Raw genomic sequence first — 1,327 nt, 5'->3', positions numbered from 1 at the left:
GTGAGGTTCCCCCGCTGCGCGGGAGTGGATGACTAGCTGGTCAGGGCGGATTGACGTGGTTTCAGGTTCACTGGTTCGGCTGTTGCCCGGCTGGCGTAGTGCTTCTCCTCGTACTCGATCGGGCTGAGGTAGCCGAGCCGTTTCTGGATGCGGCGGGGGTTGTAGAAGCCGTCGATGTACTCGAAGAGCGCGAGGTTCGCTTCGGCCCTGGTCGCGAAGACCCGGCCGCGGATGCACTCGGTCTTGATCACCATCCATAGGTTCTCCGCCAGGGCGTTGTCGAACGAGTCGCCGACCGAGCCCATGGACGCCTGGACCCCGGCCCTGACCAGGCGTGTTGTCAGCTTCACAGAGGTGTATTGGGTGCCGTGGTCCGCGTGGTGAACAAGCTCACCGGGCGCGACTTCGCGGCTGGCCAGGGCATACTCCAGCGAGGTCAGGACCAGGTCCGCGTCCGCATGGGCGGAGGTCTCCCAGGCCACCACCCGGCGGGAGAATGCATCGCGGATCGCGGACAGCCACAACGGCCCCTCCAGCGTCGTGACCATGGTCAGGTCGGTGACCCACAACCGGTTCGGCCCGGCTGCGGTGAAGTCGCGTTGCACCAGGTCAGGGGCAAGGTCGGCGGCCGGGTCCCGGCGGGTGAAACCTTTGCCCCGGCGGGGGCTGATCCCAGCCAGGCCGGCCTGGCGCATGAGCCGTTCGACACGCTTGCGGCCGACGTGGACGCCCTCACGCTTGAGGACGGCGTGCACGCGGGGTGAGCCGTAGATCCCGCCGGAGTCGGCGTGGACCTGCCGGATCTTCCCTGTCAGCTCGGCGTCCTGGCGGCGCCGCTCGCACGGCTCCTTCTCGGCCTGACGCCAGCGGTAGTAGGTGGAGGAAGGGATGTTCAGTTCCCGGAGTACGGGCTCGACCCCCAGGTGCGGGTGCTCGTCGACGAGCGCGGTCACCTGGGCCGGGTCGGGTCGAGCTGGGCCGCGAAAAAAGCCGAGGCCGTCCGCAGGACCTCGTTGGCCCGGCGCAGTTCCCGCACCTCGCGCCGCAGCTGAGCCAGCTCTTCCTTCTCCTCGGTGGTGAGCATGTCGTTCCGTTCGCCGGCGTCGGCCTCGGCCTGGCGGATCCAGTTGCGCAGGGCCTCGTGGTGCACACCGAGCTCCTCAGCCATGCGGCGGATCACGGGCTTCGGCTCGGCGGTCCGGTACATCCGCACCGCACGCTCACGCAACTCCAGCGGGTACTTCCTCGGGGCAGGCATCGTCAGGGCTCCTCTCGTGAAACCCATCTGACCCTCTGTCACCTCTCCCCGCATCTCGGGGGAACCTCA

Annotated in this window: 2 protein-coding genes; both read right to left on the bottom strand. The window is 68.1% G+C overall.

All coding sequences use genetic code 11. The features are described 5' to 3' along the window. Window positions 1-32: 32 nt before the first annotated feature. Window positions 33-953 carry an IS3 family transposase gene (locus ACWCQS_RS46045; RefSeq protein ID WP_450987279.1) on the bottom strand — a complete coding sequence of 307 codons (921 nt, stop codon included), beginning with the start codon at window positions 951-953 and terminating at the stop codon, window positions 33-35. Continuing rightward, window positions 950-1,258 carry a transposase gene (locus tag ACWCQS_RS46040; RefSeq protein WP_450674380.1) on the bottom strand — a complete coding sequence of 103 codons (309 nt, stop codon included), beginning with the start codon at window positions 1,256-1,258 and terminating at the stop codon, window positions 950-952. The genes ACWCQS_RS46045 and ACWCQS_RS46040 overlap by 4 nt, the downstream gene beginning before the upstream one ends. Window positions 1,259-1,327: the final 69 nt, after the last annotated feature.

The sequence above is a fragment of the Streptomyces sp. NPDC002076 genome (assembly GCF_053593835.1).
This window is presented reverse-complemented; position numbering and strand designations above follow the sequence as displayed.

Bases quoted from the DNA above. Each gene is read 5' to 3' on its own strand.
- ACWCQS_RS46040 (WP_450674380.1), bottom strand. From the start codon at position 1,258: ATGCCTGCCCCGAGGAAGTACCCGCTGGAGTTGCGTGAGCGTGCGGTG.